This window comes from Cellulosimicrobium cellulans (assembly GCF_016921195.1).
GTDB classification, from domain to species: domain Bacteria; phylum Actinomycetota; class Actinomycetes; order Actinomycetales; family Cellulomonadaceae; genus Cellulosimicrobium; species Cellulosimicrobium cellulans_F.
Genome location: NZ_JAFGYF010000002.1, coordinates 443,807 through 456,144, shown reverse-complemented (window position 1 = coordinate 456,144; position 12,338 = coordinate 443,807). Strand labels below are relative to the sequence as shown.

Annotated in this window: 12 protein-coding genes; all 12 read left to right on the top strand. The window is 74.1% G+C overall.

The window, feature by feature from the left end; genetic code table 11:
* Positions 1-45: 45 nt before the first annotated feature.
* The 12 genes from JN535_RS07055 (at position 46) to pyrF (ending at position 12,331) form a co-directional block, all read left to right on the top strand.
* Positions 46-492 (top strand): type II 3-dehydroquinate dehydratase, encoded by a 447-nt coding sequence (locus tag JN535_RS07055; protein WP_141388149.1) that lies wholly within the window; start codon positions 46-48, stop codon positions 490-492.
* Positions 493-585: 93 nt separating this feature from the next.
* Positions 586-1,236 (top strand): hypothetical protein, encoded by a 651-nt coding sequence (locus tag JN535_RS07050; RefSeq protein ID WP_205204234.1) that lies wholly within the window; start codon positions 586-588, stop codon positions 1,234-1,236.
* Positions 1,233-1,724, top strand: coding sequence for a hypothetical protein (locus tag JN535_RS07045; RefSeq protein WP_240200676.1), 492 nt, complete (start codon positions 1,233-1,235; stop codon positions 1,722-1,724). Before JN535_RS07050 ends, JN535_RS07045 begins: the two co-directional genes overlap by 4 nt.
* Positions 1,725-1,836: 112 nt before the next feature.
* On the top strand, positions 1,837-2,400 hold the full coding sequence (gene efp / locus JN535_RS07040) for an elongation factor P (RefSeq protein ID WP_205204232.1): 564 nt from the start codon (positions 1,837-1,839) through the stop codon (positions 2,398-2,400).
* Positions 2,401-2,433: 33 nt separating this feature from the next.
* Positions 2,434-2,853 (top strand): transcription antitermination factor NusB, encoded by a 420-nt coding sequence (nusB, locus tag JN535_RS07035; RefSeq protein WP_205204225.1) that lies wholly within the window; start codon positions 2,434-2,436, stop codon positions 2,851-2,853.
* A 184-nt stretch (positions 2,854-3,037) separates the two neighbouring features.
* Entirely contained in the window at positions 3,038-3,682 is a 645-nt protein-coding gene (pyrR, locus tag JN535_RS07030; RefSeq protein ID WP_205204223.1) for a bifunctional pyr operon transcriptional regulator/uracil phosphoribosyltransferase PyrR, read from the top strand.
* Entirely contained in the window at positions 3,679-4,770 is a 1,092-nt protein-coding gene (locus JN535_RS07025; RefSeq protein ID WP_205204221.1) for an aspartate carbamoyltransferase catalytic subunit, read from the top strand. The genes pyrR and JN535_RS07025 overlap by 4 nt, the downstream gene beginning before the upstream one ends.
* Positions 4,767-6,131 (top strand): dihydroorotase, encoded by a 1,365-nt coding sequence (locus JN535_RS07020; RefSeq protein ID WP_205204219.1) that lies wholly within the window; start codon positions 4,767-4,769, stop codon positions 6,129-6,131. Before JN535_RS07025 ends, JN535_RS07020 begins: the two co-directional genes overlap by 4 nt.
* On the top strand, positions 6,128-6,820 hold the full coding sequence (locus JN535_RS07015; protein WP_205204218.1) for a PH-like domain-containing protein: 693 nt from the start codon (positions 6,128-6,130) through the stop codon (positions 6,818-6,820). Before JN535_RS07020 ends, JN535_RS07015 begins: the two co-directional genes overlap by 4 nt.
* 26 nt (positions 6,821-6,846) lie before the next feature.
* Complete coding sequence (gene carA / locus JN535_RS07010) at positions 6,847-8,091, top strand: glutamine-hydrolyzing carbamoyl-phosphate synthase small subunit (RefSeq protein ID WP_205204687.1); 1,245 nt, start codon at positions 6,847-6,849, stop codon at positions 8,089-8,091.
* 2 nt (positions 8,092-8,093) lie between these two features.
* Entirely contained in the window at positions 8,094-11,465 is a 3,372-nt protein-coding gene (gene carB / locus JN535_RS07005; RefSeq protein WP_307868344.1) for a carbamoyl-phosphate synthase large subunit, read from the top strand.
* A complete protein-coding gene (gene pyrF, locus JN535_RS07000) occupies positions 11,462-12,331 on the top strand; it encodes an orotidine-5'-phosphate decarboxylase (RefSeq protein ID WP_205204216.1) in 870 nt (289 codons plus the stop codon). Before carB ends, pyrF begins: the two co-directional genes overlap by 4 nt.
* Positions 12,332-12,338: the final 7 nt, after the last annotated feature.

The window sequence follows — 12,338 nt, the reverse complement described above, 5'->3', positions numbered from 1 at the left end:
GCCCGCGCGGCACGCGCGCAGGCGGCGCCGCTAGGCTCGGGCGCCATGGAACGCGTGCTGGTCCTCAACGGACCCAACCTCGGCCGGCTCGGTGTGCGCGAGCCGGAGATCTACGGATCCGCCTCGATGGCCGACCTCCAGGAGTCCGCCCTCGCGTGGGGGAGCGCGCTCGACCTCACCGTCGACGTGCGCCAGACCGACGACGAGTCCGAGCTCGTGGGCTGGCTCCACGAAGCCGTCGACGCGCGCGCCCACGTCGTGCTCAACCCGGCCGCGTTCACGCACTACTCCTACGCCGTGCGCGACGCCGCGGCGCAGGTCACGACCTCCGGCCTCCTGCTCGTCGAGGTCCACCTGAGCAACCCCGCGGCGCGCGAGGCGTTCCGGAGCCACTCCGTCGTCGGCGCGGTCGCGACCGGCACGATCGCGGGTTTCGGGTTCGACTCGTACCGGCTCGCGCTCGAGGCGCTCGCGGCTCGCCTGCGCGGCTGACCGGCGGCCCGGTCGCGCTCACCGTATCCTTGATCGTGCACTATCAAGTCTGGGTGCTTGATTCGGTCGGCTCAAGGGAATAGCCTGGATGTCATGTTCGTCCTGACCGTCGACCAGCGGGGGAGCACCGGTCGGCCCGACCGCGTGCCCGAGGTGCTCGCGCGCCTCGAGGCGCTGCTGGCTGACCGGCCCGGGCTCGTGGTCCCGTTCGACCGGACGGTGGGCGATGAGGTGCAGGGCGTGCTCGACGACCCGGCCACCGTGGTCGACGCGGTGCTCGACCTGCTGCGCGACGGCGGCTGGAGCGTCGGCGTCGGCGTGGGAGCCGTCGACGAGCCTCTGCCCGCGGTCTCCCGCGAGGCGTCGGGGGAGGCGTTCGTGCGCGCGCGCGAGGCGGTCGAGCAGGCCAAGTCGCGCGCGGCGACGGCGCCCGTCGCCGTCCGCGGCGAGCCACGGGGCCGTGCCGCCGAGGTCGAGGCGCTCCTGCGCCTCCTCGCGGCGGTCGTGGACCGGCGGACCGCGCCGGGGTGGGAGGCGGTCGACACGCTCGCGCGTGTGGGCGGCACCCAGAAGGATGTGGCCCGTGCGCTCGGGGTGTCCGAGCAGGCGGTCAGCCAGCGGCTGCGTGCGGCGCTGTGGCCGGAGGAGTCGGCGGTGCGGCCCGTGGTCGCCAGACTGCTCGGCGAGCTCTGCGCGAGTCGTGGGGGCGGGTCACCGGAGGAACGGCGGGAGGGCAGGGAATGACGGACCCGGTGTCGGTCGTGCTGATGGTCGTGGTGTGGGTCGTCGCGCTCGCCGCGAGCGTGCTCGGGGGAGGGCCGGTGACGCAGTGGGTGCTGCGCGCCGCGGCGCGTGCGGGCGACCCGGCCCGTCGGCCTCCCGGCCGCGCCGTGCGACCGCGGACCACGACGGGCGCCGCGGACCCGGCGGCCGTCCCGGTGCCCCCGCCCCCGCCGCCGGCGACCGGGCCCATCGGCACGGAGGCCGTCAAGGCGCTGCGGGGCGGTACGTGGATCGGGATCCTCGAGCGGTTCGCGATCACGGGCTGCCTGCTCGCCGGTGAGCCGGGCGGGATCGCCTTCGTCGTCGCGATCAAGGGCCTGGGGCGCTACCCCGAGCTGCGCGAGCACCCCGTCGCGTCCGAGCGCTTCGTCATCGGGACGCTCGCCTCGATGTGCTGGGCGGCGACGGTGGGTGTCGCGGCGAACGCGGTCCTCGTCGCGCTGGGGTAGGACGCTCCGGTAAGATCGTCAAGGCCCATTTCCCGCTCCGCCCTCGTGCGCCCGGTCGACCCGCGTCGTCCGGTGCCGCGGAGCCCGTAGACCCTCCGACAGGAAGACGAACGTGGCGACCACCAACGACATCAAGAACGGCACCGTGCTGCGACTCGACGGCCAGCTGTGGACCGTGATCGAGTTCCAGCACGTCAAGCCCGGTAAGGGTGGCGCGTTCGTCCGCACCAAGATCAAGAACGTCATGACGGGCAAGACGATCGACAAGACGTTCAACGCCGGCCTGAAGATCGAGACCGCCAACGTCGACCGTCGCGACTTCCAGTACCTGTACCAGGACGGCGCGGACTACGTGTTCATGGACACCTCGACGTACGACCAGATCACGATCTCGGCCGAGATCGTGGGCGACGCCAAGGACTACATGCTCGAGAACCAGAACGTGCTCGTGGCGTCGAACGACGGCCAGCCGCTCTACATCGAGCTCCCGGCCTCGGTCGTCCTCGAGATCACGTACACCGAGCCGGGCCTGCAGGGCGACCGCTCGACGGGTGGCACCAAGCCGGCGACGCTCGAGACGGGCGCGCAGATCCAGGTCCCGCTCTTCCTCGAGCAGGGCACCAAGGTCAAGGTCGACACGCGCGACGGGTCGTACCTCGGCCGCGTGAACGACTGATCGCCGGCACCGACGGACAGACGACGGACTGACATGGCCGCACGCACCAAGGCGCGCAAGCGCGCGCTCGACGTCCTCTTCGAGGCGGAGCAGCGTCACGTGGACCCGACGACCCTCCTCGCGGAGCGCGTCGCCGACCCCGGGACGGCGCAGACGGCGCTGCCGCAGTACGCGGTCGACATCGTCGAGGGCGTCCTCGCGCACCGCGAGCGCATCGACGAGCTGATCGAGACGTACTCCCACGGGTGGACACTCGAGCGGATGCCGGCCGTCGACCGGGCCCTGCTGCGCATCGGCGGGTGGGAGATCCTCTTCAACGACGACGTCCCGGACGTCGTCGCGATCGACGAGGCCGTGGACCTCGCGCGCTCCCTGTCGACCGACGACTCGCCGTCGTTCGTCAACGGGCTGCTCGCGCGCATCGTCGAGATGAAGCCGACGATCACGGCCTGAGCGCTCCACGGCCCTGACGGGCCGGCACGACCCCTCGACGCGGCGTCGGTCACCGGGTGTGACCGACGCCGCGTCCCATCCGGCGGGACGCGCGCCCGCCGCCGCGGCGCGCGGCGGTAGGGTGGGTGACCGTCAGACATCCTTTAAGGCCCGTCCCGTGAGGCGGGGAAGGAGGTCGCCGGACATGAGCTCTGGCGCTGCTGTGCCCACACCACCCGCATCGACCCCCGAGGGCGGGACCGTCGTCCTGACGGCCGCCGACATCTCCCGCGCGCTGACGCGCATCGCCCACGAGATCGTGGAGCGCAACAAGGGGGCCCACGACCTCGTCCTCCTCGGGATCCCGACGCGCGGCGTCCCGCTCGCGACGCGGCTCGCCGAGCGCCTCGCCGCGATCGAGGGGACGCCCGCCGACGGCGCGCCCGACCCGCACGCCATCGTCGGCGAGCTCGACGTGACGATGTACCGCGACGACCTCCACCGGCACCCGACGCGCACGATCGGCGCGACCCGCCTGCCGGCGTCGGGCATCGACGGCAAGGTCGTGGTCCTCGTCGACGACGTCCTGTACTCCGGGCGCACGATCCGCGCCGCGCTCGACGCGATCAGCGACCTCGGCCGCCCGCGCGCCGTGCAGCTCGCCGCGCTCGTCGACCGCGGCCACCGCGAGCTGCCGATCCGCCCGGACTTCGTCGGCAAGAACCTGCCGACCTCGACGTCCGAGCGCGTCAGCGTGCGCCTCGCCGAGGTCGACGGCGCGGACGGGGACGCCCCAGCGGACGCCGTCGTCATCCGGTCCGCCGTCCCCGGGACGGGGGCCCGCGCATGAGGCACCTGCTCTCCACCCAGGACCTCGCGCGCGCCGACGCGGTGCGCATCCTCGACACGGCCGCGCAGATGGCCGCGACGCAGGCGCGCGAGATCAAGAAGCTCCCGACGCTGCGCGGCCGCACCGTCGTCAACCTCTTCTACGAGGACTCGACGCGCACGCGCATCTCGTTCGAGACGGCGGCCAAGCGCCTGTCGGCGGACGTCATCAACTTCTCGGCCAAGGGCTCGAGCGTGTCCAAGGGCGAGTCGCTCAAGGACACGGCGCTGACCCTGCAGGCGATGGGCGCGGACGCGGTCGTCGTCCGCCACCAGGCCTCCGGCGCCCCGCACCTGCTCGCGCACGCGGGCTGGCTCGACGCCGCGGTCCTCAACGCGGGGGACGGCACGCACCAGCACCCCACGCAGGCGCTGCTCGACGCGTACACGCTGCGCCGTCATCTGTCGGGGGCAGCCCTCGCCGCTCCCGGCGCGAGCGGGCCCGACGACGCGGCCGCACGCGGCGCCGGCCTCGACGGGCGGCACGTGGCGATCGTCGGCGACGTGCTGCACTCGCGCGTCGCGCGCTCCAACGTGCACCTGCTGCACACGCTCGGCGCGCACGTGACGCTCGTGGCTCCGCCCACGCTCCTGCCGGTCGGCGTCCAGACGTGGCCGTGCGAGGTCTCCTACGACCTCGACGCCGCCCTCGCGGGCGACACCGCGCACGGTGGCCCGGACGCGGTGATGATGCTGCGCGTCCAGCGCGAGCGCATGAGCGGCTCGGGCGCCGGTGGGGGCGCGTTCTTCCCCAACCCGCTCGAGTACAGCCGCAAGTACGGGCTCGACGCGCGGCGGCTCGGTCTCCTCGCCGAGCACGCGATCGTCATGCACCCCGGTCCGATGAACCGCGGTCTCGAGATCTCCGCGCAGGCGGCGGACTCGCCGCGCGCCGTCATCGTCGAGCAGGTCGCGAACGGCGTCGCCGTGCGCATGGCCGTGCTCTACCTCCTCCTCGCGGGCAGCGACGAGGCCGACGCCGCCCCGGCGGCCGCGCCGCTGTCGCCCGCCCAGCCCGTCCCCGCCGTCGAAAGGGTCCCCGCCTCGTGAGCAGCGCCGCAACCACCACGTACGTCCTGCGCGGCGCGCGCCCGCTGGGCGGCGACCCCGTCGACCTCGTGCTCTCCGGCGGCGTGATCGCCGAGATCGCGCCGGCCGGCGCCGCGCGCGCCGGGTCCGACGGCGGCGAGGCCGTCGTCGTCGACGCGACCGGACTCGTGGCGCTGCCCGGCCTCGTCGACCTGCACACGCACCTGCGCGAGCCGGGCCGCGAGGACGCCGAGACGATCGAGTCCGGCACGCGCGCCGCCGCCGCGGGCGGGTTCACGGCCGTGCACGCCATGGCCAACACGACGCCCGTCGCGGACACGGCCGGCGTCGTCGAGCAGGTGTGGCGCCTGGGTCGCGACGCGGGCTGGGTCGACGTGCACCCGGTCGGGGCGGTCTCCGTCGGCCTCGCGGGCCGCCAGCTCGCCGAGCTCGGTGCCATGGCCGACTCGGCGGCGCGCGTGCGCGTGTTCTCCGACGACGGCAAGTGCGTCGACGACCCGATCCTCATGCGCCGCGCGCTCGAGTACGTCAAGGCGTTCGACGGGGTCGTCGCCCAGCACGCGCAGGAGCCCCGCCTCACCGAGGGCGCCCAGATGAACGAGGGCGTCGTCTCGGCCGAGCTAGGCCTCGCGGGCTGGCCCGCCGTCGCCGAGGAGGCGATCATCGCGCGCGACGTCCTCCTCGCGGAGCACGTCGGGTCGCGCCTGCACGTGTGCCACCTGTCGACCGCCGGCTCGGTCGAGATCGTGCGCTGGGCCAAGGGCCGTGGCATCGACGTGACGGCCGAGGTCACGCCGCACCACCTCGTCCTCACCGACGACCTGGCGCGCGGGTACGACCCGACGTTCAAGGTCAACCCGCCGCTGCGCACCGCCGCGGACGTCGAGGCGGTGCGCGAAGGCCTCGCGGACGGGACGATCGACATCGTCGCGACCGACCACGCGCCGCACGCGCGCGAGGACAAGGACTGCGAGTGGGCCGCTGCCGCGTTCGGCATGACCGGTCTGGAGACGGCGCTGAGCGTCGTGCAGCAGACCATGGTCGACACCGGCCGCATGTCGTGGGCCGACGTCGCGCGCGTGCTGTCGAGCGCGCCGGCCCGCATCGGCCGCATCGACACCGGCGAGCGCGCCCAGGGGCGTCCGCTCGAGGTCGGAGAGCCCGCGAACGTCACCCTCGTCGACCCGGCGGCGCGTCGCGTCGTCGACGGCGCGGGCCAGGTCACCGCGAGCACCAACACGCCGTTCCAGGGACGCGAGCTGCCCGGCGCCGTCGTCGCGACGTTCCTGCGCGGGCGCCCCACGGTGCTCGACGGCACGCCCATCCCGGCGGTCGCGAGCGCGCAGGGGGTGCGGGCGTGAACCTGCCCCAGCCCGTCGCGGTCGGCATCTGGGTCGTCCTCGGCGTCGTCCTCCTCACGCTCGTCCTCGTCGGCCGACGCCGGCTCGCGCGGCGGTCGGCGGGCGTCGTCCCGACCCCGCCGGCCGTACCCGTCGAGGCCGCGCGTGGCGGCGTCGTGCTCGGGCCGCTCGACGCGCTGTACGTGTCCAGCACGCTCGCCGGCGACTGGCTCGCGCGCGTCGGCGCCCACGGTCTCGGCGACCGGGCGCAGGCGCAGGTCACCGTGCACGACGGCGGCCTGCACGTCGCGCGCGGCGGCGCCCCGGACGTCTGGGTGCCCGCCGAGGCGGTCGGGGGCGTGGCGCTCACGCCCGGCATGGCCGGCAAGTTCGTCGGCAAGGAGGCCATCGTCGTCGTGACGTGGACCGTGCCGGCCGAGCCCGTCCCCGCCGACGCCCCCGAGGCCCCGGCGGACCCCGAGGTCCGCCTCGACACCGGCCTCATGCCGCGCCACGACCACGACGTCGCACGCCTCCTGGACGCCGTGCGCGCCCTCGCCGACCGCGCCGAGGACCCGACCGGCGGCCCCGCGCACGAGCGACGACCCGGGGCGCCGAGCGGCGCCACCCCCGCAGACCCCGCAGACCCGGCGCCGACGCGCGAGAGCGCGGCCCCCGGCGCCGACCAGAACGACGAGGAAGCACCGTGACCGCCCCAGTGAACGCAGTGAACTCCCTGACCTCAGCGACCGCACCGCCCGCCGACCGGGCCCTGATCGTCCTCGAGGACGGCACGGTGCAGGCCGGTCGCGCCTACGGCGCGCGCGGCACCACGGTCGGCGAGATCGTCTTCAACACCGGCATGACCGGTTACCAGGAGACGCTCACCGACCCGTCCTACCACCGCCAGATCGTCGTCATGACGGCCCCCCACATCGGGAACACGGGCGTCAACGACGAGGACCCCGAGTCGGGCAAGATCTGGGTGGCCGGGTACGTCGTGCGCGACGCCGCCCGCCGCGCGTCGAGCTGGCGCGCGCAGCGCACCCTGCACGAGGAGCTCGACGCGCAGGGCGTCGTCGGCATCAGCGACGTCGACACGCGCGCCCTCACGCGCCACCTGCGCGAGCTCGGCGTCATGCGTGCCGGCATCTTCTCCGGCGACGCGCTGGTGCGCGACGGGTACCCCCGCACGGTCGAGGACCTCGTCGCCGAGGTGCAGGGTGCGCCCGCGATGGCCGGCGCCGACCTCGCGCGCGAGGTGAGCACCGACGAGGCGTACGTGGTCGAGCCCTTCGAGGGCACGACGCCGGACGGCGAGCCCGTCGCGACGGTCGTCGCCGTCGACCTCGGCATCAAGTCCATGACGCCCCAGCGCCTCGCCCAGCGCGGCGTGCGCGTGCACGTGGTCCCCGCAACCTCGACGATCGAGGACGTCGAGGCGTACGCGCCCGACGGCGTGTTCTTCTCCAACGGCCCGGGCGACCCGGGGGCGGCGACCCACGAGGTCGAGCTGCTGCGCGGCGTCCTGGACCGCGGCACCCCGTTCTTCGGCATCTGCTTCGGCAACCAGATCCTCGGGCGCGCGCTCGGCTACGGCACGTACAAGCTCGCGTACGGCCACCGCGGCATCAACCAGCCCGTCATGGACCGCCGCACCGGGAAGGTCGAGGTCACCGCGCACAACCACGGCTTCGCCGTGGACGCGCCGCTCGACGGCGAGTCCGTCGCCCCGCACGACGGCGGCCGCTACGGGCGTGTCGTCGTGTCCCACGTCGGGCTCAACGACCAGGTCGTCGAGGGGCTCGAGTGCCTCGACCTGCCCGCCTTCTCCGTCCAGTACCACCCCGAGGCCGCGGCCGGACCCCACGACGCCGCGTACCTCTTCGACCGCTTCGTCGAGCTCATGACGTCGCGCCGCGCCGCCGGCGCGGCGGGCTCGGGCTCCGACGCCGTCGAGCAGACCACCAAGGAGAGCTGACCGTGCCTCGCAGAACCGACATCTCCAGCGTCCTGGTCATCGGGTCCGGCCCGATCGTCATCGGCCAGGCGTGCGAGTTCGACTACTCCGGCACCCAGGCGTGCCGCGTGCTCAAGGAGGAGGGCCTGCGGGTCGTCCTCGTGAACTCGAACCCGGCCACGATCATGACCGACCCGGAGTTCGCCGACGCGACGTACGTCGAGCCCATCACGACCGAGGTGCTCACCTCGATCATCGCCAAGGAGCGCCCCGACGCGCTCCTGCCCACGCTCGGCGGGCAGACCGCGCTCAACGCGGCGATCGCGCTCGACGAGGCGGGCGTCCTCGAGGAGTACGGCGTCGAGCTCATCGGCGCGAACATCGCGGCGATCCAGAAGGGCGAGGACCGCCAGCAGTTCAAGGACGTGGTCGACAAGTGCGGCGGCGAGTCCGCTCGTTCGCTGATCGTGCACACGGTCGAGGAGGCGGTCGCGGCCGCGGGCGACCTCGGCTACCCGATGGTCGTGCGCCCCTCCTTCACGATGGGCGGCCTCGGCTCGGGCTTCGCGTACGACGAGGAGGAGCTGCGCCGCATCGTCGGGCAGGGCCTGCACTACTCCCCGGTGACGGAGGTGCTCCTCGAGGAGTCGATCCTCGGCTGGAAGGAGTACGAGCTCGAGCTCATGCGCGACAAGAACGACAACGTCGTGGTCGTGTGCTCCATCGAGAACGTCGACCCGGTTGGCGTGCACACGGGCGACTCGATCACGGTCGCTCCCGCGCTGACGCTCACCGACCGCGAGTACCAGAAGCTGCGCGACATCGGCATCGCCGTCATCCGCGAGGTCGGCGTCGACACGGGCGGCTGCAACATCCAGTTCGCCGTCGACCCCGACACGGGCCGCGTCATCGTCATCGAGATGAACCCGCGCGTCTCGCGCTCCTCCGCGCTCGCGTCCAAGGCGACCGGGTTCCCGATCGCGAAGATCGCCGCGAAGCTCGCGGTCGGCTACACGCTCGACGAGATCCCCAACGACATCACGCAGGTCACGCCGGCCTCGTTCGAGCCCACGCTCGACTACGTCGTGGTCAAGGTGCCGCGCTTCGCGTTCGAGAAGTTCCCAGCCGCCGACCCGACGCTCACGACGACCATGAAGTCGGTCGGCGAGGCGATGGCGCTCGGGCGCAACTTCACCGAGGCGCTCGGCAAGGCGCTGCGCTCGATCGACAAGGGCGGCTCGGTCTTCCACTGGGACGGCGAGCCCGTCTCCGGCGCGGAGCTCGACGAGCTGCTCGTGCGCATCGCGCGCCCCACGGAGAACCGGATCATCGGCGTCCAGCAGGCGCTGCGCGCCGGGGCGAGCGTCGAGCAGGTGTTCGAGGCCACGAAGATCGACCCGTGGTACCTCGACCAGATCCAGCTGGTCAACGAGGTCGCGGCGGCCGTCGCGGACGCGCCCGCGCTCACGGAGGACGTGCTGCGCGAGGCGAAGAAGCACGGGCTGTCGGACGCCCAGGTCGCGCGCCTGCGCGGCATGGGTCCGGCCGGCGAGGCGACGGTGCGCGAGGTGCGCTACGCGCTCGGCGTGCGCCCCGTCTACAAGACGGTCGACACGTGCGCGGCCGAGTTCGCGGCCCGCACGCCGTACCACTACTCGTCGTACGACCTCGAGACCGAGGTGGCCCCGCGTGAGCGCGAGGCCGTGATCATCCTCGGCTCGGGCCCGAACCGCATCGGCCAGGGCATCGAGTTCGACTACTCGTGCGTGCACGCGGCGCTCACGCTGCGCGAGCGCTACGAGACGGTCATGGTCAACTGCAACCCGGAGACCGTCTCGACCGACTACGACACGTCCGACCGCCTGTACTTCGAGCCGCTCACGTTCGAGGACGTGCTGGAGGTCTACCGGGCCGAGCTCGCGGCCGGGCCGGTCAAGGGCATCATCGTCCAGCTCGGCGGCCAGACGCCGCTGGCGCTCGCGCAGCGCCTCGCGGACGCGGGCCTGCCCATCCTCGGCACGAGCCCCGAGGCGATCGACGCCGCGGAGGACCGCGGCGAGTTCGGCCGCGTGCTCGTCGAGGCGGGCCTGCCCGCCCCGGCGTTCGGCACCGCGCGCTCGCTCGACGAGGCGAAGGACGTCGCGGCCGGCATCGGGTACCCGGTGCTCGTGCGCCCGTCCTACGTGCTCGGCGGCCGGGGGATGGAGATCGTGTACTCGGCCGAGCAGCTCACGGGCTACGTCGAGCGCGCGCTCGCGGCGGCCGCGGCGGAGGACCGCACGGCGGGGACGCTGCCCGCGCCGCTGCTCATCGACCGGTTCCTCGACGACGCCATGGAGATCGACGTCGACGCGCTCTACGACGGCACCGAGCTCTTCCTCGGCGGCGTGATGGAGCACATCGAGGAGGCCGGCATCCACTCGGGCGACTCGGCGTGCGTCCTGCCGCCCGTGTCGCTCTCGGAGCAGGAGATCGAGCGCATCCGCCGCTCGACCGAGGCCATCGCGAAGGGCGTCGGCGTGCGCGGCCTGCTCAACGTGCAGTACGCGCTCGTCTCCGACGTGCTCTACGTCCTGGAGGCCAACCCGCGCGCGTCGCGCACGGTGCCGTTCGTCTCGAAGGCGACGGGCACCTCGCTCGCGAAGGCCGCGGCGCGCGTCATGGCCGGCGACTCGATCGCGGACCTGCGCGCCGCGGGCGTGCTGCCCGCCGACGGAGACGGCGGCACGCTGCCGCTCGACGCGCCGATCGCGGTCAAGGAGGCGGTCCTGCCGTTCAAGCGCTTCCGCACGGCGGACGGCGTCGTCGTGGACACGGTGCTCGGCCCGGAGATGCGCTCGACGGGCGAGGTCATGGGCTTCGACCGCGACTTCCCGCACGCGTTCGCCAAGTCGCAGGCGGCAGCGTTCGGCGGGCTGCCGACGTCGGGCCGCGTGTTCGTCTCGGTCGCCGACCGCGACAAGCGCTCGATCGTCTTCCCGGTGAAGCGGCTCGCGGAGCTCGGGTTCGAGATCCTCGCGACGGACGGCACGTCGAGCGTGCTGCGCCGCAACGGCATCGCGTCGCGCGTGGTGCGCAAGTTCTCCGCGGGCCGCGGCGCGGACGGCGAGCCGACGATCGTGGACCTCATCACGGCCGGCGAGGTGGACATGGTCATCAACACGCCGTCCGGTCAGGGCGCGCGGGCCGACGGCTACGAGATCCGTGCCGCCACGACGGCGGCGGACAAGCCGATCGCGACCACGGTCGACCAGCTCGCCGCCGCGGTCCAGGGCATCGAGGCGGTCCTCGCGGGGCCGTTCGCGGTCGCGAGCCTCCAGGAGCACATGGCGGGCGAGGACCTGACCGAGGGCGTCACGCTGCCCGCTCCGGCCGCGGAGCGGGTGGGCGCGTGAGCGCCGGCTTCGGCGCGCGCCTCGCAGGGGCGACGGACGACCACGGGCCGCTGTGCGTGGGCATCGACCCGCACCCGGGGCTGCTCGCGGACTGGGGCCTGCCCGACGACGCCGCGGGCGTCCGGGAGCTCGGCCTGCGGGTCGTCGAGGCGGTCGGGGGCCGCGTGGCCGCGGTGAAGCCGCAGTCGGCGTTCTTCGAGCGGCACGGGTCGCGGGGCGTCGCGGCGCTCGAGGACGTCCTCGCGGCGGCCCGTGCGGCGGGCACGCTCACGATCGTCGACGCCAAGCGCGGCGACATCGGCTCGACCATGGCGGCGTACGCCGACGCGTACCTGCGCGACGGCTCCCCGCTCGCCGCCGACGCCCTGACGGTCTCCCCGTACCTCGGTTTCGGCTCGCTCCGGCCCGCGGTGGACGCCGCGCTGGAGACCGGGCGCGGGCTGTTCGTGCTGTGCCTCACCTCGAACCCCGAGGGGGCCGAGGTGCAGCACGCGCGCCGCGGCGCGGGCGCGGGCGTGGAGTCGGTCGCGGCGCACGTGGCGCGCGAGGCCGCGCGCGTCAACGCGCCCGTCGTGGCGTCGGGCGACGCGCTGGGCCCGGTCGGTCTCGTCGTCGGCGCGACCGTGGCCGACGCCGCGGCCCGCACCGGCACGGACCTCGCGGCGGTGCGCGGCCCGCTCCTGGCGCCCGGCGTGGGCGCGCAGGGCGCGGGCGCGGCCGAGCTCGCGGCCGTTTTCGGCGACGCGCGCCGCCAGGTGCTCGCGTCCTCCTCGCGCGGCGTCCTGCGCGCCGGGCCGGACGTGGGCGCCCTGCGCGCCGCGGCGCGCGCGGCCACGGACGAGGCGACGCAGGCGCTGCGGGGCTGAGCCCGAC